The sequence below is a fragment of the Anabaena cylindrica UHCC 0172 genome (assembly GCF_034931625.1).
Taxonomy (GTDB): Bacteria; Cyanobacteriota; Cyanobacteriia; order Cyanobacteriales; family Nostocaceae; genus Anabaena; species Anabaena cylindrica_A.
On the sequence record NZ_JAYGGY010000028.1, the window covers coordinates 1 to 17,817 of the forward strand.

Annotated in this window: 15 protein-coding genes; 9 read left to right on the forward strand and 6 right to left on the reverse strand. The window is 38.1% G+C overall.

The genetic code is table 11. The annotated features are described in order from the left end of the window. Nucleotides 1–51: 51 nt before the first annotated feature. Both VB713_RS09625 and VB713_RS09630 read right to left on the reverse strand, forming a co-directional pair. On the reverse strand, nt 52–861 hold the full coding sequence (locus VB713_RS09625) for a pentapeptide repeat-containing protein (RefSeq protein ID WP_323311341.1): 810 nt from the start codon (nt 859–861) through the stop codon (nt 52–54). Nucleotides 862–871: 10 nt separating this feature from the next. Further along, nucleotides 872–1,510 (reverse strand): microcompartments protein, encoded by a 639-nt coding sequence (locus VB713_RS09630; RefSeq protein ID WP_015214441.1) that lies wholly within the window; start codon nt 1,508–1,510, stop codon nt 872–874. Between the two features lie 201 nt (nt 1,511–1,711). Here VB713_RS09630 and bchI point away from each other — a divergent pair, with 201 nt between their 5' ends. The 3 genes from bchI (at nt 1,712) to VB713_RS09645 (ending at nt 5,382) form a co-directional block, all read left to right on the forward strand. Next, nucleotides 1,712–2,830: a magnesium chelatase ATPase subunit I gene (gene bchI, locus VB713_RS09635; RefSeq protein ID WP_323311342.1), complete on the forward strand. Its 1,119-nt coding sequence runs from the start codon at nt 1,712–1,714 to the stop codon at nt 2,828–2,830. Between the two features lie 774 nt (nt 2,831–3,604). Then, nucleotides 3,605–4,897 (forward strand): tetratricopeptide repeat protein, encoded by a 1,293-nt coding sequence (locus VB713_RS09640; RefSeq protein WP_323311343.1) that lies wholly within the window; start codon nt 3,605–3,607, stop codon nt 4,895–4,897. 230 nt (nt 4,898–5,127) lie between these two features. Then, on the forward strand, nt 5,128–5,382 hold the full coding sequence (locus tag VB713_RS09645) for a hypothetical protein (protein WP_323311344.1): 255 nt from the start codon (nt 5,128–5,130) through the stop codon (nt 5,380–5,382). A 97-nt stretch (nt 5,383–5,479) separates the two neighbouring features. Here the strand turns inward: VB713_RS09645 and VB713_RS09650 are convergent, their stop codons facing one another. After that, complete coding sequence (locus tag VB713_RS09650; protein WP_323311345.1) at nt 5,480–6,646, reverse strand: pyridoxal phosphate-dependent aminotransferase; 1,167 nt, start codon at nt 6,644–6,646, stop codon at nt 5,480–5,482. Between the two features lie 392 nt (nt 6,647–7,038). Between VB713_RS09650 and uvrA the strand changes: the two genes are divergently transcribed. The 4 genes from uvrA (at nt 7,039) to VB713_RS09670 (ending at nt 13,475) form a co-directional block, all read left to right on the forward strand. Continuing rightward, nucleotides 7,039–10,008: an excinuclease ABC subunit UvrA gene (gene uvrA / locus VB713_RS09655; RefSeq protein WP_323311346.1), complete on the forward strand. Its 2,970-nt coding sequence runs from the start codon at nt 7,039–7,041 to the stop codon at nt 10,006–10,008. Nucleotides 10,009–10,256: 248 nt separating this feature from the next. Further along, a complete protein-coding gene (locus VB713_RS09660) occupies nt 10,257–11,186 on the forward strand; it encodes a restriction endonuclease (RefSeq protein ID WP_323311347.1) in 930 nt (309 codons plus the stop codon). Nucleotides 11,187–11,247: 61 nt separating this feature from the next. After that, entirely contained in the window at nt 11,248–12,441 is a 1,194-nt protein-coding gene (locus tag VB713_RS09665; RefSeq protein WP_323311348.1) for an ATP-binding protein, read from the forward strand. After that, complete coding sequence (locus tag VB713_RS09670; protein ID WP_323311349.1) at nt 12,438–13,475, forward strand: ParA family protein; 1,038 nt, start codon at nt 12,438–12,440, stop codon at nt 13,473–13,475. The genes VB713_RS09665 and VB713_RS09670 overlap by 4 nt, the downstream gene beginning before the upstream one ends. A 155-nt stretch (nt 13,476–13,630) precedes the next feature. Here the strand turns inward: VB713_RS09670 and VB713_RS09675 are convergent, their stop codons facing one another. The 3 genes from VB713_RS09675 to VB713_RS09685 all read right to left on the reverse strand — a co-directional run bounded on the left by VB713_RS09675 (nt 13,631) and on the right by VB713_RS09685 (nt 15,980). Next, a complete protein-coding gene (locus VB713_RS09675) occupies nt 13,631–14,167 on the reverse strand; it encodes a hypothetical protein (protein ID WP_323311350.1) in 537 nt (178 codons plus the stop codon). 230 nt (nt 14,168–14,397) lie between these two features. Continuing rightward, on the reverse strand, nt 14,398–14,814 hold the full coding sequence (locus VB713_RS09680; protein ID WP_323311351.1) for a DUF2358 domain-containing protein: 417 nt from the start codon (nt 14,812–14,814) through the stop codon (nt 14,398–14,400). Between the two features lie 5 nt (nt 14,815–14,819). Continuing rightward, complete coding sequence (locus VB713_RS09685) at nt 14,820–15,980, reverse strand: glycoside hydrolase family 10 protein (RefSeq protein ID WP_323311352.1); 1,161 nt, start codon at nt 15,978–15,980, stop codon at nt 14,820–14,822. Nucleotides 15,981–16,074: 94 nt separating this feature from the next. Between VB713_RS09685 and VB713_RS09690 the strand changes: the two genes are divergently transcribed. Next, on the forward strand, nt 16,075–16,977 hold the full coding sequence (locus VB713_RS09690; protein ID WP_323311353.1) for an alpha/beta hydrolase: 903 nt from the start codon (nt 16,075–16,077) through the stop codon (nt 16,975–16,977). A 292-nt stretch (nt 16,978–17,269) separates the two neighbouring features. Then, nucleotides 17,270–17,725: a pentapeptide repeat-containing protein gene (locus VB713_RS09695; protein WP_323311354.1), complete on the forward strand. Its 456-nt coding sequence runs from the start codon at nt 17,270–17,272 to the stop codon at nt 17,723–17,725. The last annotated feature ends 92 nt before the right edge of the window (nt 17,726–17,817 follow it).

The window sequence follows — 17,817 nt, forward strand, 5'->3', positions numbered from 1 at the left end:
CGTAAGTTTTTCAGAGATTTAGAATGGTTGGTTTATTTACGCCGTTCTGTACTAGCAGTGCTTCCTGAATGAATCAGGCATAATTGTATCTTGCAAATTGGCACCATTGAGGTTAGCACCTTGGAGATTTGCACCTCTGAGGTTAGCACGCTGAAGATTTGCACCTGCTAAATTTGCATATCTTAAATTAGTCCAACTTAAATCAGCATTTGTCAAATTAGCTTCACTCAAATTAGCCTTGAATAAGTATGAACTTCCCAAATGGACTCTAGTTAAATTAGCTTTATACAAATTTGCTTTGTAAAGGTAAGCTGTCATTACTTCCGCTTCATACAAATTTGCTTCACTCAGGTCAGTAGCAATTAGATTAGCACCAATCAAGTTAGCAAAACTAAGGTTACTGCGGATGAGTTTGGTTGCTGCTAAATCTGCATCATTTAACATAGCGTTGCTAAAATCAGTACCAATCAAATTAGCATCTGTGATCACAGCACCACTGAGATTGGCATTACTCAAATCAGCACCGATTAAATTTACCTGGCTTAAATCTGCCTGTGTCAGGTCTGCACTGCTGAAATTAGCAATACTCAAGTTAGCCATACTCAGATTAGCTTCAATTAGCTTGGCTTGAGAAAGGTTAGCATTGGTTAAATTTGCACTAATCAAATTTGTTCGTACTAGTACAGCGTGACTTAAATCTACTTTGGTTAAATTGACCCCTTGGAGGTTTGCACCCCGGAGGTTTTCTTTTTGCAGATTAGCGATGCTCAGGTCTATTTCAATTTGGGGATTTTGCTTTCTCCACTCTATCCAGGTAATTGCACCTGCTTGAAGTAAGGCTAAATGCTCTTGAATCGCCATTTTTGCTCCTTTATTCCTGACGCTGACTCTGGGGTGTGCGACCAGGTACATTTTCAATCGCTGTTAAAGCTCCTGCTGCACCGGCTAAGATATCTCGTTCATGTCCACCTAAATAAAGCCTGCCAAAGCTACCTACGGCTTGAACTTCCAAAATGTTAATTGCTGCTGCTTTCTCGGCTTCATTGGCAGCTAGTGCAGCGTAAGCGGCTGGTTCAACTTCTAATACATATAGAGTTTGTCCTGCGAGTAGCAGTTGTCCTCTGCGTGTGCGGTTAATCAGTTGGGTTTGGTAAGCGTCAATGTTGCGAATAATCTGGCTAGAAACTACACGGGGTTTGAGACAGTCTTCTTTTTTGACTCCCAGCATGGCTAAAATGGCTTGGCCTGCGGCTCGTGTTTCCCCTTGAGAGCCAGAATGAATTTCTAAGAGTCCATACAATCTTTCTACAACCTGTACTCCTGGACGGACAGAAGCCGATTTAAGGGCAACATCTGTAATTTTATTGATTTCGATACCTGGTGAAATTTCAATCCACAGGGATGTATCCCCTGGTAATGGCAGGAACCCTTGGGCTACTGTTCCCATATATGCGGCGTGTTGAGGTTGCAGATTGTCTAGAAATACAAAACTGCGTAGTTCTATGCCCAAGGTTTCGCTCTCCAGTCATGAGGGTAAATGTTGTCTATATGCAATATATGAGTTTACCGATAAAAGCTACATGAGCAAAATAGAATCTGAGGTTTAAGATACTGATTAATTATTCTGCTGCTCTGCTTCCTCACCCTTTAGCTTCCCCAGATGTGGCAAAATAAAGAATTGTAATAACAAAAGTATTGTTAAGGTAATTTAGTGACTTCAACTGCTCAAACTACAGTAAGTGCGCGTCGCGCGGTCTTTCCATTTACAGCAATTGTCGGCCAGGAAGAAATGAAACTGGCGTTGTTGTTAAATGTGATTGATCCCAAAATTGGTGGTGTAATGATTATGGGCGATCGCGGCACCGGCAAATCTACAACCATCCGTGCTTTGGCAGACCTGCTGCCAGAAATCCCCGTAGTCGCCAATGACCCCTTCAACAGTGACCCCAATGACCCGGATTTGATGAGTGATGAAGTCCGTCAATTACTAGCAGCAGGGAGGGAAATTCCCATAGATCACAAAAAGGTGCAAATGGTAGATTTACCATTAGGCGCAACAGAAGATCGAGTTTGCGGTACTATCGACATTGAAAAAGCTTTATCTGAAGGTGTGAAAGCTTTTGAACCAGGACTACTGGCTAAAGCTAACAGAGGGATTCTTTATGTTGATGAAGTCAACCTATTAGATGACCACTTGGTAGATGTACTCCTCGACTCTGCTGCTAGTGGTTGGAACACCGTGGAACGGGAAGGTATTTCTATCCGTCACCCAGCGCGGTTTGTGCTGGTTGGTTCGGGAAACCCAGAAGAAGGTGAATTGCGTCCTCAACTACTCGACCGTTTTGGAATGCACGCAGAAATTCACACAGTGAAAGAGCCTGCTTTGCGGGTGCAAATCGTCGAAGAACGGGGAGAATTTGACCAAAATCCTGCTGTATATTTAGAACAACACAAAACTCCCCAGGAAGCATTACAACAGCAAATTGTTAATGCTCAGGAATTATTACCAAAAGTTAATCTTGATTATGACTTGAGGGTGAAAATTTCGGAAGTTTGTTCAGAATTGGATGTAGACGGTTTGCGGGGGGATATTGTCACCAACCGCGCTGCTAAGGCTTTAACCTCATTTGAAGGACGGACAGAAGTTACAGTTGATGATATTCGACGGGTAATTACATTATGTCTGCGTCACCGCCTGCGGAAAGACCCCTTGGAATCCATTGATACTGGCTATAAAGTTGAAAAAGTGTTTTGTCGCGTTTTCGGTGTGGAATTACCAGAAGATTCAGCACAGAAAAACGGCACAGGCATGAAAGCTGGGGCGAGGTAGTCTGAATCAGGATTTTTTGTCTGAATCAGGATTTTTAGGATTTTAGGATTTACAGGATTTATATTATCAGATGTTCAGATATCAGGAAATTCTGTATATTCTCTTATTTATAAATTTGCTGATTTTGATAAAAATACCTGATATGGCTAACGTCATCTTATCGGATACAGTATTTGTTAAATTATCAGGATGAACAGGATTTTTCTTGTCTGAATCAGGATTTCAGGATTTAGAGGATTAAGAAATTTACCAGATATTAGGAAATTCTGTATGTTCTCTTATTTATAAATTTGCTGATTTTGATAAAAATACCTAATATGGCTAACGTCATCTTATCAGATACAGTATTTGTCAAATTATCAGGATGAACAGGATTTTTATTGTCTGAATCAGGATTTTCAGGATTTTGAATTTATGACCTACCTTACCCAAATGTGGCAAAATGAAACTGGGTTTATACTGCAAACGGGTCAAACTTGGACTTATGTCATACTGACCGTAACGTAGTGCAGGGAAGTATCTCGGAGATTCTAGAGCCTACGGCACGCTACGCGAACACTTCGTTCAGAATGACACTTTTAACCCGTTCTTAGTATAAGTAGTTGGTAATGGGTAATTGGTAAAATGTTTACCAGTTCTCAGTTACTTCATGTGACTGGGTATCAGTATTTATGGTTTTGTTGATTTAATTTGGACTCTTGAGAACAAAATCACCCTGTATCAGCCGTAATTATTTGAAAAATATAAGTTATTACTATAAAAAACGATTAACTTATGAAACTAAGCTTGTGCATGATTGTCAAAAATGAGGAAATTAATCTACCCAAATGTTTACAAAGTGTCAAAAATGTGGTAGATGAAATTGTAGTTATCGATACAGGTTCAACTGATCAAACACCTCAAATCGCTGCACAATTCGGCGCAACAGTACATTATTTTCAATGGTGTAATGACTTTAGTGCTGCTCGTAATGAAGCTTTAAAATATGTGACAGGAGACTGGATTTTAGTATTAGATGCTGATGAAAGTATGACACCAGAAATAGCGCCTTATCTGCAAGAAGCTATTAATATAGAAGATTATTTATTAATTAATCTTGTCCGTCAAGAAGTTGGTGCAACTCAATCACCTTATTCTTTGGTTTCTCGTCTATTTCGCAATCATCCAGATATTCGTTTTGAACGCCCTTATCATGCCTTAGTTGATGATAGTATTCAGTCAATTTTAGCTCAAGAAGATGATTGGCAAATTGGCTATTTACCAGGTGTGGCTATTCTTCATGCTGGATATAAAAAAGCTGTAATTAATCAGCAAAATAAATATGCAAAAGCCGCAGCAGCTATGGAAGAATTTTTTGCAGCTAATCCCCATGATGCTTATGTTTGTAGTAAATTGGGAGCTTTGTATGTGGAAATGGGTAAAATTAATGAGGGAATGGAATTATTAAATAATGGGTTAAATCAAGCAATGGGAAAACGCAGTTCCACAGAAAAAACACATTTGCGCTGGCTGAAAGATTCTCAATTAAAGAAAGTTGAAAATTCTATTAATCAAAATATAAATGAAACCAATTATGATATTTTGTATGAATTAAATTATCATTTAGGAATTGCTCATACGCATTTAAAGAATGTACCTCAAGCTATTTTCCATTATCAAGCTGCTGTGAAATTACCAATTTATCCTCTGTTGAAGTTAGGAGGATATAACAATTTAGGCAATTTACTCAAAGCTACGGGAGATTTTCAAGGAGCGAAAATTGCTTATGAAACAGCTATTAAAATTGATCCTAATTTTATAACTGGTTATTATAATTTGGGGATGGTATGTAAAGCCATGAATTTATTTGCTGAGGCGATAGATTGTTATGACCAAGCTATACAATTAAATCCTGATTATGCGGAAGCTTATCAAAATTTAGGGGTAGTGCTGCTGAAAGTCGGCGATGTTGAAAATAGTTTGGCAGCTTTTGAATATGCGATCGCACTCCATGAACCAAAAAACCCCCAGGAAGCGCAAAGATTACGTCAAGGTTTGCAGGAAATGGGAATAATGGGTAATGGGTAATGGGTAATGGGTGATTGGTAATTGGTAATTGGGGAATAGATCATCCTCAACCACCTTGTAACCCGTGACTTTTTTCATACTCAAGTACAAACTAAAGTCATGGTAACACTAGTGACTTTAGTAACTAGTAAATTTACAATTCAACTCATAGGATTGGTGGTATGAGAAGTCAAACAACAACAAGGTTTGATTTACTCAACCGGAAATAAGCTGTTGACAGGAGAATTTTAATGAAAAAAATCATTACTGGTATCATGTTGGCTATACCTTTAGCCATGAGTATTTTACCAGCACCAGCATCAGCAATCGAGATTATCGTCAAACCTCAACGCAATACCAGACAGGTACAAGTTGTTGAACGTCGAGTTCCTAACCGGAGAACAGTTGTTAATACCAGACGACGTAGGGTATGGGTTCCTGCTCATTGGGAACAACAAGGTAGACGCAGAATTAGAGTTCCTGGTCGCTATGAATGGAGAAATTAATTAGTTAATAGTCAGAATTTTTTAATCCCCCTCACCCATCTCATTAATCAGGGTTGGGGGGATCTCGTTTGTCTCATCATTATAGGGAATTGATGAGTTAAATTCGAGAGCGCACAAATTTCTCTAATCTATCCATTCCCTTTTCAATCGTCGCCATATCAGTAGCGTAGGAGAGGCGAATGTTATGATCAGCACCGAAAGCTACACCGGGAATAACTGCAACTTGATGTGCTTCTAATAAAGCGTTGCAAAATTCTAGGGACTTTAACCCGGTTTTGCTGATATCCGGGAACAGGTAAAAAGCACCATCTGGTTTAGCTGTACTCAATCCAGGAATGGCGTTAAGTCTTTCAAACATTACCTGACGACGTTTAGCGAAAGCTTGACGCATTTCTTCCACACAATCTTGGGAACCTTCCAAAGCTGCGATCGCACCATATTGAGCAAAGGTACAGACATTTGATGTACTATGCCCTTGAATGGTACTGGCGGCTTTAATGATTTCCACAGGGCCTGCTAAATATCCCAGTCTCCACCCAGTCATTGAGTAAGCTTTCGCAAACCCGTTACTAATTAAGGTGCGGGCAAAAATTTCCTTGCCGAGAGAACCGATGCTAATATGTTCTACACCGTCATAGAGAATCTTTTCGTAAATCTCATCAGAAACAACTAAGATGTCTGCATCAACTATTACCTGCGCCAAAGCTTTAATTTCTGACGGCGTGTACACCATCCCTGTGGGGTTAGATGGGGAGTTGAGGATGAATAACTTAGTTTTTGGGGTAATGGCGTTTTTGAGTTGTTCCGGGGTAATTTTGTAGCCCGTGGAAGCATCTGTATTCACAATCACTGGTTTCCCAGCCGCCAAAATCACCATTTCGGGATAACTGAGCCAGTATGGTGCGGGAATAATTACCTCATCATCAGGATCAATTAGCGCCATCATCAAATTATACAGAGAATGTTTACCGCCATTAGTGACGATGACATTTTCTGATTTATAATCAAAACCGTGATTATTTTTGAGACTTTGGGCGATCGCTTCCCTTAATTTTGGTTCTCCAGCTGCGGGACCATATTTGGTTTTCCCTTCATCCAAAGCTTTCGCGGCTGCGGCTTTGATATGGGCTGGAGTGTCAAAATCCGGTTCTCCGGCGCTAAAACTACAAACATCTATACCCTCGGCTTTCATAGCCTTAGCTTTAGCTGCGATCGCTAAGGTGATGGAGGGTGTTACCTGACTTACTCTTGCTGCCAGCTTCATTCTACTTTATTCGACAAATCTCTATCCTATCTAAGGATATCTCAGAATCCCGTCCACGATTTGCCTTTTGAGATTTTCGTCATCACAAAATTTAGCAATCAGTAAATTTTTGTAGCCACCGAAGTGATGCAGAGAACACAGAAATTAACGCACTATCAATTAACTCTGTTGAAGAGTTATTTTGAATATTTGGCGTAAAAGATTGTTTGTCTTTTCCTGGTAAATCCTGGTAAATAAGTAATTACACACATAGTTTTTCTGTGCGCTACTGCCTATTCCCTCCACGAATAAATCTAACTAATGATGACGGACGTATAGTTCTAGCATAACTTGAATAAAGATAGTATTATGAAGAACTGTTTCACTGTGCAACATTCCTTCAGGCTGTCAATATGTCAGAAAACCTAGCAGCATCTTTAAACGGTAGTCTTCCGTACCACCACAACAGCCAGAATACTATTCGCATTCGCGGTGCTAGGCAGCATAATCTGAAAAATATTGATTTGGAGTTGCCGCGCGATCGCTTGATTGTCTTTACTGGCGTTTCTGGTTCGGGTAAGTCGTCTTTGGCTTTTGATACCATTTTCGCGGAAGGACAGCGGCGTTATGTGGAATCTCTCAGCGCCTACGCACGGCAATTTTTGGGTCAGTTGGACAAACCGGATGTGGAAGCAATTGAAGGTTTAAGTCCGGCGATTTCTATCGACCAAAAATCAACTTCCCATAACCCCCGTTCTACGGTGGGGACGGTGACGGAAATTTACGATTATATGCGGTTGTTATATGGTCGTGCTGGTGAACCCCATTGTCCGATATGCGATCGCTGTATTGCTCCCCAAACCATTGACCAGATGTGTGATCGGATTATGGAGTTGAGCGATCGTACCCGCTTCCAAATTCTCGCTCCTGTCGTCCGGGGTAAAAAGGGGACTCATCGCAAACTTTTATCTGGTTTAGCCGCGCAAGGATTTGTACGCGTGAGGGTAAATGGAGAGGTGCGAGAACTGTCTGATTCTATTGAATTAGATAAAAATATTACACATACTATAGAACTGGTTATTGATCGCTTAGTCAAAAAAGACGGAATCCAAGAGCGTTTGGTCGATTCTCTTTCTACCTGCCTTAAGCAATCTAACGGAATTGCCATAATTGAGGTATTAAATGAGACATCTGATAAGACAGCGCTGGAGCGACCTGATAGTAAGTATATAGCAACCCCAGGGGAAAATCAAGATATTTCCCAACAAGAATTACCGTTAGAAATGGTGTTTTCCGAAAACTTTGCTTGTCCAGAACATGGTGCAGTAATGGAAGAATTATCACCACGTTTGTTTTCTTTTAACTCACCCTATGGTGCTTGTCCCCATTGTCATGGTATCGGAACTTTAAAAAGATTTTCCTCCGACTTAGTGATACCAAACCCAGATTCGCCCATGTATGCGGCAATTGCCCCTTGGTCAGAAAAAGAAAATTCCTATTATTTAGAGTTACTTTATAGTCTGGGACAGACTTATGGATTTGAATTGCAGACCCAGTGGAGTAAGTTAACCCCAGAACAACAACAGATAGTTTTGTATGGGGAAGAAAAACCTAAACGCACCAACAGTTCACCAGAGGCTAACGCAGAGAAGCAAAAATCTACAAATTTTAAAGGCGTAATTCCGATTTTGCAACGCCAATATGAAGGCGGTTCAGAACTAGTTAAGCAAAAGTTGGAAGAATATTTAATTGATCAACCTTGTGAAGTTTGCGGTGGCAAGCGATTAAAACCAGAAGCTTTAGCAGTGAAATTAGGACAATTTGGAATTTTAGATTTAACCAGCGTCTCAATTCGTGATTGTCGGGAAAGAATAGAAAACTTAAAATTGAGCGACAGACAAACCCAAATTGGTGACTTAGTTCTCAGAGAAATTAAAGCCAGATTGCAATTTTTATTAGATGTGGGTTTAGATTATCTCACCTTAGATCGTCCTGCCATGACTTTATCAGGTGGTGAAGCCCAACGCATTCGGTTAGCCACACAAATCGGTTCCGGACTAACAGGAGTTCTTTACGTTTTAGATGAACCCAGTATTGGTTTACATCAAAGAGATAACAACAGATTACTGAAAACCTTAACCAAATTACGCGATTTAGGAAATACCTTAATAGTCGTTGAACATGATGAAGAAACCATTCGCGCCGCTAACTATATAGTTGATATTGGACCAGGTGCCGGAATTCACGGTGGTCATATAGTTGCCCAAGGTGATTTAGAGGCATTATTAACAGCAGAAGATTCTTTAACTGGTGCTTATTTATCAGGCAGAAGAATAATTAATACTCCAGCTACCAGAAGAGAAGGTAATGGCAGGACTTTAACGATTAAAAATGCTCGTCGCAACAATCTCCAAAATATTGATGTCGAAATTCCCTTAGGAAAACTTGTCTCCGTAACGGGTGTTTCAGGTTCAGGAAAATCTACCTTAATTAACGAATTACTTTATCCAGCCTTACAACACCATTTACTCAAAAAAGCTCCTGCACCAAAGGATATAGACGAAATCAAGGGTTTAAACTGCGTCGATAAAGCGATCGTTATCGACCAATCACCCATTGGCAGAACTCCCCGTTCTAACCCAGCTACCTACACAGGGGTTTTCGATATCATTCGTGATGTCTTTTCCCAAACCATCGAAGCTAAAACCAGAGGTTATAAACCAGGACAATTTTCTTTCAACGTTAAAGGTGGACGTTGTGAAGCTTGTAGCGGACAGGGTGTAAACGTGATTGAAATGAATTTTCTCCCTGATGTTTACGTGCAGTGTGAAATTTGCAAAGGTGCAAGATATAACAGGGAAACATTACAAGTTAAATATAAGGACAAATCAATTTCTGATGTTCTCAACATGACAGTTGAAGAAGCATTAAATTTTTGTCAAAACATTCCCAAAGCTGTAACTAGATTACAAACTTTAGTTGATGTCGGTTTGGGTTATGTGCAGTTAGGACAACCAGCCACAACTTTATCTGGTGGGGAAGCGCAACGAGTGAAATTAGCCACAGAATTATCTCGACGTGCAACAGGGAAGACACTTTATTTAATAGATGAACCAACCACAGGTTTATCTTTTTATGATGTCCACAAATTGTTAGATGTTTTACAAAGATTAGTGGATAAAGGAAATTCAATTTTAGTCATTGAACATAATTTAGATGTAATTCGTTGTTCTGACTGGGTAATAGATTTGGGTCCAGAAGGTGGAGATAAAGGAGGAGAAATTATTGCAGTAGGAACCCCGGAAGATGTAGCAAAAAATAAGAGGTCTTATACTGGGCAGTATTTACAGCAAGTATTAAAGCAGTATCCAGTAGTTGTCTAAATGGAAAAATATCTTCGACTTCTGAAATAATCTATTTAAGAAGGAAGAAGTGGTGGATCTAGTTTTTGAAATTTAAGGATTGACAAGATTACAAAAATGATTTAGGATACAGCACTTTCATGACCAATAAGGACAGGTTTAATATTGATTTTTCAATTTATTTCCTTAATTATTGTACCTAACCGTTATGCAAAGTGTTGTAGTATCATTTATATGATATGGATGAAATTATCAAATAAAATATTTTTATGACTAAAAATAGTATTTCTAAGTCATGGCAATTAGCTGAAAAGGTAATTTTTGCAGCTTTGCAAATTCTCAAAGAAAATGAAGGAGAATTACAAGGTAAGCAAGTAATTGAAGAAGTGGAAAAAAGAGTAAATTTAGATGAATGGGCAAAATATAGATATGAAAAAACTGGTAAAATTCGATGGCAAAGTATTTTACATTTTTATACTATAAGTTGTGACAAAGCTGGTTTCTTACTAAAGAATAAAGGGATTTGGTATTTAACACCAGAGGGAGAAAAAGCTCTGGATTTAGGAGAATCTCAACTTTTAAAAATTGCCAATCAATCCTTTAAAGAATGGCAAATAAAAAAGAAAAATAGTACAATTTTAAATCATGATCCAGAAATAAGTAATGAATTAGAAACAGATAATGAAGTTGATAAAATCAGTGAATTAACTATTAGTGAATATGAAGAAATTGCAGTGGAAGGATTAAAGAAATTTGTGGGAAATTTGAATCCTTATGAATTTCAAGATTTAGTAGCTGCTTTACTAAGAGGAATGGGCTATTATACACCTTTCATTGCACCTAGAGGAAAAGATGGTGGTTTAGATGTAATTGCTTATCAAGACCCATTAGGAACAGTATCACCAAGAATTAAAGTACAAATCAAACATCGAGAATCACCTGCATCAGTAGATGAAATTCGACAATTGAGAGGAGTATTACAAAAAGACGGTGATGTGGGAATTTTTGTTTCTACTGGTGGTTTTACTGGTGATGCTAAAAATGAAACTCGCAGTTCTCATACTCATATTGAATTAATAGATTTTGATAGATTTATTGGTTTATGGCAACAATTTTATGAAAAGTTGCCAGATGAAGATAAGAAAAGATTACCGCTTACTCCTATTTACTTTCTAGGAATAGAGTTTAGGAATTTTTAGGTAATTCAGGCAGCGATGAATTTGATTTTAGAAATAAAAGATATTTAAAAGGAGAAGCTTAATGAATGATCAGGAGTTAGAAATTCTCCTCAATGATATGGAATCAGACCGGGTGGAACGTAAAGCTTCAATATCCGATAGAGGTAAACTTTGTGAAGCAATTTGTGCATTCGCTAATGATTTACCCAATCATCAACAACCAGGAGTTTTATTTATTGGGGTTAATGATAATGGAACTTGTGCAAATCTGACCATAGATGATAAACTTCTGCTGACACTTTCAGGGATGCGAGATGATGGCAACATCTTGCCTTTTCCATCAACGATTGTCCAAAAACGCAATATTGGCGGATGTGAACTAGCAGTTGTAATTGTAGAACCATCGGATGCCCCACCTGTACGTTTTAAAGGACGAGTTTGGATTAGAGTCGGTCCCCGCAGAGCTACTGCAACAGCAGAAGAAGAACGCCGTTTATCTGAAAAAAGACGTTCAAAAGATTTGCCTTTTGATTTACGACCTTTAACATCTGCTAGTTTAGATGATCTCGATTTAGAAATTTTCCGTCGAGTTTATTTACCCTCATCTTTAGCAAATGATGTTTTGCAAGAAAATCAACGTTCAGTTGAACAACAACTCAAATCAATGCGGTTTGCAACAATTGATGCGTTGCCTAAACCAACTATTTTAGGTGTATTAGTTATTGGTAATGATCCTAGACAATTTGTTCCCTGTGCATATATTCAATTTCTCCGCATTGATGGTATTGAGTTAACTGACCCAATTAAAGACCAAAAAGAAATTGGTGGCGCTCTTCCAGATTTGCTGAGGATGCTAGATGAAATTTTTCAAGTTAATATCTCAGTAGCAACAGATATTACTGCCCAACCAATTGAGTTACAACAACCTGATTATCCCATAGTTGCTTTACAACAACTAGGAAGAAATGCCGTCATGCACCGTACCTATGAAGGGACAAATGCACCAGTCAGAATTACATGGTTTAATGACCGGATAGAAATTCAAAATCCTGGTGGACCTTTTGGACAAGTAAATAAACAGAACTTTGGACAATCAGGGATAACTGATTATCGTAATCCTCACCTTGCTGAAGCCATGAAAAACCTTGGTTATGTGCAGAGATTTGGTTTAGGAATTGAACTTGCTCGTCAGCAACTTCTGAAAAATGGTAATCCCCTTCTAGAATTTACTGTGGAAGATGCCCATGTTTTGGTAACACTGAAAAGAAAATCATGAGTGCAAAAATAATTGCTTTCTTTAATAATAAGGGAGGAGTTGGAAAAACTTCCTTAGTCTATCATTTAGCATGGATGTATCAAGACTTAGGACTGCGAGTAGTTGCTGCTGATTTAGATCCCCAAGCTAACCTTACTACTGCTTTTTTAGATGAGGAACGCTTGGAACAAATTTGGTTAGGAAATAGTGAACCAACAACTGTATTTGATTGCGTACAACCATTATTGAAAGGTATTGGTGATATTGATCATCCACATTTAGAATATGTCCAAGAATCTGAAAATTTAGCTCTTTTAGTTGGAGATTTAGCACTTTCTGGTTTTGAAGATGAACTTTCAGCACAGTGGCCTAATTGTCTTGGTGGAGGTGGTCAGGAAAGAGCTTTTCGAGTAATATCTGCTTTTTGGAGAATTCTTCAACAAACAGCCGTTAAACATAAAGCAAACGTAATATTAATGGATTTGGGACCAAATTTAGGAGCAATAAATCGTGCAGCTTTAATTGCTGCTGACTATGTTGTTGTTCCACTTGCACCAGATTTATTTTCTCTCCAAGGTTTGCGTAACCTTGGACCTACATTAAGAACTTGGCGTGCAGAGTGGCAAGAAAGATTATCTAAAACAAATTCTTCAGGTAAAAAGAGTATAGCAAAAGATTTACAACTTCCCAAAGGAACAATGCAACCTATTGGTTACATTGTTTTACAGCATTCAGTCAGATTAGATCGTCCAGTTAAAGCTTACGAACGTTGGATTGCTCGTATTCCCACAGTTTATAGAGAAGATGTTTTAGATCAGCCTGGTGAAAATAATATATCTATCGAAAATGATCCAAACTGTTTAGCCTTACTCAAAAACTACCAAAGCTTGATGCCAATGGCTCAAGAAGCTCATAAACCGATGTTTTACTTAAAACCTGCTGATGGTGCTATTGGCGCTCATACTAAGGTAGTGAGAAACGTTTACGATGACTTTAAAAAACTAGCTTATAAAATAGCCGAAAGAACACAAGTGGATATTCCAGAAATCTTATGAAAATCAATCCTGTTTATCCTTTCATCTTGTAAATCCTGATTCAGATAATGTTGAAGATTTTGAGGGTTCAATTTTGTGGCTGAAATTTCACCAACACAAAATTGAGAACTAACCGAAAAGCGCATTGATATAGATAGTCGTAGACATCGCTCAATCTAATTTAGATAATTGATGCTTTCTACTTCTGTTGATACAATCTTCCAGCGACCATTAGATTTTCTGAGAATATTTTTAGCCACCAACACATTATCTCTAAATGCGGGTCCTTTACTTTTTTTAGTAGTCTGAGTAATTCTAACTATTGCTTTATTATCAGAAATTTCTATGATTTCAAATTTGTTAATTTCGTATTTCAAATCATAGGTATGGAAAAGTTTTTGCGTCAACTGTCTAGTTTGCTCGTAGTCTGGAGAGCTTTCATCAATTGCAGACATAGACAAGTCAACATCTTCTGTGTTCAACCCTCTGAAGTTGTCGTCAAAGACAGCCCTAATTTCTGCTGCATTATTATCTTGCTGAGTAACAGGTGTTATAGAAATAGGTTCTATAGTTTTGGTAGTTGTTGTACTACCACTTAAACTGGAAGATTTATCAGTTGCACTATCAGAATTTATATTGCAACCAGTGATGAATAGTCCTAACACAGCCAGAGAACATAGATACTTACAAATCTGTATATTAAAAGCTAACATCGGGGATAAAACCTATATTTTCAATCAGAACATATTATCAAGTATATTGTAGATTAAATATCTGGTATTGCTAAATTTAGGTATGAATTTCAAAAATTAAATAATTCAAATTCCTATTCTCCACAAATCTGCAACACACAGCGTTGGTGGAGCCTCTTGTAGAGAAGGTGGTTCAATCAATACCCACCCCCAACACCAACGCAAAATTTACAATAACAAAAAACACCAAATCACTCCCCCTGCTGCCAAAACTGCCTTAAAATCTCCCCAGGTTCCCTATCCCAAGTATCAATATGCTCATAAATTAAACCCTGATTATTCAACTGATAAGTCGAATAACCATTAAAAAATAACCGCGCTTTCCAGGGAACACGCAAAATCCCGCGTACCGTCCACTTTGCTAAAATCGTATCTTCCCCCGACTCAGACACATCATGTAAATCAAAAGCAATTTCTGTAAAAAATAATTGAGCATGAAAACGCAGAGTCCAAAAAATAATCCGATAATTAAACTTACCCTTAAATTTATTCACCGGGTCACGAAAAAAGATATCCTGGGTATAGATATCATAAGAAATATCTTTCTTAAACAATGTCGGTAAATCCTGTTTAAGAATTTCAATAGTTTGTTCCATTTGCAATTTCATTGATTTTATCCCTTAAAAATTTTTCTTAACCGTTTTTCTAATCTCTGCAAAATAGAAGTAGACCGGTGATAATTCATGCCAAAATCCTGTAAATCCGCCAATTTAGGAAAAGAAGCCGACTGAGCATAGTGTCCCTTTTTCAAAACCTTCGCTAACTGATCATTATTTTCCTGCAAACCTTCATAAAAAAAGCATACTTCTCCATTAATTCCTAATTGACGATGATATTCAATCACCCGTAATAAGTAATCTGGAGTAATTCTATATCTTCCTAATTTGATTAAAATTCCTGGTGCTAGTTTTGGTAAAATAGTATCTGTAAATTGCTCCTTTACCAACCTATTAAGAATACATTTATAACTGAGAAAGTCACGACGATAAATTTGAGGATGGATAATATCAACAATTCCTCGCTTTAACCAAGTTGGTGAATCTTGCAAATATTCCTGCAATCCCCAATCATAAATATTAGGAGCCATTGAAACTAATAAATCTGAATTTATCGCTTTCACTTCTTGATAAAGCAGTGCCAAAACATCAGTTAAAATATTGGCACGCCACTGTAACCAATTTTTATCCTTGTGGTTTTTGGGTGGATATTTTTGAAACTCTCGGTGGTAGCGGGTTATAGTTCCTTGATCATAGCCTCCTTCAGATGGTAAAGCTGGAAAACGATCATCTCCTTGGACACCATCAACATCATAATTTTTGACCACTTCTAATACTAAATTTAATAAAAATTCTTGCACCTGAAAATCAAAAGCATTCAACCATTCAAAGCCATTTTTTTTTAATAAATTACCCTGGTAATCATAGGCTCCCCATTCTGGTTTTTGTTTTAATAAAATCCCTCCATTTGAATTGTAAGAACTGGCAAAACCATATTCAAACCAAGGTATAACTTTTAAACCCACTCGTCGTGCTTCTGCTACTAATTCTGCTAAAGGATCACGACTAAGGAAATTTGAGTCAATTTCTATACCAAATGTCTTCCACATTGTGGGACTAGGATAAAGGGTGACACCTTTACTCCAAACAACGGGAAACACCACATTAAATCCCGTTTCAGCCAGAAAATTCATCGCTTCAGCAATGCTTTGTTTTGACTTGAGAACTTGACTATCGGTTGCGGTTAACCAGACACCACGTATTTCTACTTTACTCATTTACACCCTAACTTTTAGTAGATGTTTTCCTGAAAAATACTTTGTATGATTCCTCTTACTAATAATTTTCGTAATTTTAACAAAATCAAAATCTATGTCTATTATCGAAGATTCTTGGATACACGCTTATATAAACACCAACGATATTAAACTGCACTATGTCACCCAAGGGGAAGGCCCTTTAATGTTAATGCTGCATGGTTTTCCTGAATTTTGGTATTCTTGGCGATATCAAATTCCTGAATTTGCTCAAAATTTTAAGGTTGTTGCTGTTGATTTACGTGGTTATAACGATAGCGATAAACCCCAAGCGCAATCAGCTTATGTTATGGATGAATTTGTCAAAGATGTTGAGGGAATAGTGCGGGGATTAGGATATGAAAGTTGTATTCTAGTTGCTCATGATTGGGGTGGTGCGATGCCTGCGGCGAGCGAAGCTATCGCTTGGAATTTTGCCTATGCTCACCCAGATATGGTAGAAAAACTAATTATACTCAACCTCCCCCATCCCGCTAAATTTTCCCAAGGCTTAACCACTCCTCAGCAACTCCTACGCAGCTACTACATTTTCTTATTTCAATTCCCTTTGATTCCCGAATTACTCCTCCAAGCCTCAGACTATGAAGCCATAGCCAAAGTTATTCAAGGTACAGCCTTCAATAAAACCGCCTTCACTACAGCAGATATTGAAGCTTATAAAAACGCTGCTGCTAAACGTGGCGCACTCACAGCTATGTTGAACTATTATCGCAATATTTTTCAACAACGCTTCCTCAACAAAAATTGGAGTATTCTCGAAGTCCCCACCTTGATGATTTGGGGAGAACAAGACACCGCACTGGGTAAAGAACTTACCTATGGGACAGAAGAATATGTCAGGAATTTACAAATCAAATATATTCCTAATTCTGGTCATTGGGTTCAGCAAGAACAGCCAGAGTTAGTTACAGAGTATATGCAAGAATTTCTCCTCCAAAAAAATAGTGCCAACTCTTAAATCTACAAGCTTTTCACTAGGATAAAATACTCATTTACTACTCAAGCTAAACTATGCTGGATGATGCAACTTAAAAATATTTAACACTAAATTTAACAGCATTAATTTACCTAATTTCACCACCCAAACATAGTTCAAACCTAATGCTAGTAATAGTTATAGCCTGACTAGCCAATTGCTAAAACATCACATCTGGCTTGTGAGGTAAATCAACATATTCTAGCCATTTAGTGAGATAATGGAGTAGTGAGGGAAAGAACGGATGCTACTCCATTATTAAGGGGGAAATTTTATGAAACGTCAGCTATTAGCGGTTATAGCCTTAGTCACTCCCCTATTTTTAGCTAACTCAGTTCAAGCTGGGAATACACAAGACCTACAAAGGCTATTGTCAACTGGGGAATGTAGAAATTGTCAGCTATCAGGAGTTAACCTCAGTGGTACTCATTTAATTGGTGCAGACTTACGAGGAGCAAATCTCCAAGGAGCTAACCTAAAAGATGCTAACCTTGAAGGTGCTGACCTAACAGGAGCAAATTTAGCAGGTGCTAATTTAACATCAGCTTTTGTCACTAACGTGAATTTGAAGCAAGCTAATCTCAATGGTGCAAACCTCACCAGTGCGACTATTAACGATTCCAATGTGTATCAAGCATCAATGAATGACTTAACTATTACCGATGCGGAAATATATAACACTGGTATCGGTATTGGTGGTGAAGACGTAGAAATACCTGATTGGGATTAAGTTTAGCTGGAACTCCTGGATATTTTAGGGGTGACTAGTACTTAAAAAAGCAATCATCACAGACATACCCGGACAAGTAGAAACGTTCCATA

Excerpts from the sequence above, each read along its gene's own strand:
- VB713_RS09625 (WP_323311341.1), bottom strand. The coding sequence starts at position 861 with ATGGCGATTCAAGAGCATTTAGCCTTACTTCAAGCAGGTGCAATTACC.
- VB713_RS09640 (WP_323311343.1), top strand. The coding sequence starts at position 3,605 with ATGAAACTAAGCTTGTGCATGATTGTCAAAAATGAGGAAATTAATCTA.
- VB713_RS09645 (WP_323311344.1), top strand. The coding sequence starts at position 5,128 with ATGAAAAAAATCATTACTGGTATCATGTTGGCTATACCTTTAGCCATG.
- VB713_RS09650 (WP_323311345.1), bottom strand. The coding sequence starts at position 6,646 with ATGAAGCTGGCAGCAAGAGTAAGTCAGGTAACACCCTCCATCACCTTA.
- uvrA (WP_323311346.1), top strand. The coding sequence starts at position 7,039 with ATGTCAGAAAACCTAGCAGCATCTTTAAACGGTAGTCTTCCGTACCAC.
- VB713_RS09660 (WP_323311347.1), top strand. The coding sequence starts at position 10,257 with ATGACTAAAAATAGTATTTCTAAGTCATGGCAATTAGCTGAAAAGGTA.
- VB713_RS09665 (WP_323311348.1), top strand. The coding sequence starts at position 11,248 with ATGAATGATCAGGAGTTAGAAATTCTCCTCAATGATATGGAATCAGAC.
- VB713_RS09670 (WP_323311349.1), top strand. The coding sequence starts at position 12,438 with ATGAGTGCAAAAATAATTGCTTTCTTTAATAATAAGGGAGGAGTTGGA.
- VB713_RS09675 (WP_323311350.1), bottom strand. The coding sequence starts at position 14,167 with ATGTTAGCTTTTAATATACAGATTTGTAAGTATCTATGTTCTCTGGCT.
- VB713_RS09680 (WP_323311351.1), bottom strand. The coding sequence starts at position 14,814 with ATGAAATTGCAAATGGAACAAACTATTGAAATTCTTAAACAGGATTTA.
- VB713_RS09685 (WP_323311352.1), bottom strand. The coding sequence starts at position 15,980 with ATGAGTAAAGTAGAAATACGTGGTGTCTGGTTAACCGCAACCGATAGT.
- VB713_RS09690 (WP_323311353.1), top strand. The coding sequence starts at position 16,075 with ATGTCTATTATCGAAGATTCTTGGATACACGCTTATATAAACACCAAC.
- VB713_RS09695 (WP_323311354.1), top strand. The coding sequence starts at position 17,270 with ATGAAACGTCAGCTATTAGCGGTTATAGCCTTAGTCACTCCCCTATTT.